A 217-nucleotide genomic window follows, 5' to 3' on the forward strand; every position below is an offset into this window, starting at 1 on the left:
AATGTAACAACCCCAGCTAAAGTAACTCCAACAGTAGACTTGGAACAAGATCCTAAGACTGGTGATGTTACAGTGACACCTAAGAGACCAGATGGCTCAACATTCCCACCAGGTACTACGGTAGAAATCCCAGGTAAAGATGGCAAGCCAATCACAGTCACAATCGGTGAAGACGGAAAAGGTAAAGTACCAAACAGTGATCTACCAGACGTAGAAA

At 44.2% G+C, this 217-nt stretch carries 1 protein-coding gene; it reads left to right on the forward strand.

Annotated elements, in window-relative coordinates; genetic code table 11:
• A partial coding sequence (locus KV696_RS09840; protein ID WP_219967538.1) for a hypothetical protein occupies positions 1 to 217 on the forward strand: 217 nt, incomplete at both ends.

It is taken from the genome of Streptococcus humanilactis (genome assembly GCF_019448275.1).
Taxonomy (GTDB): domain Bacteria; phylum Bacillota; class Bacilli; order Lactobacillales; family Streptococcaceae; genus Streptococcus; species Streptococcus humanilactis.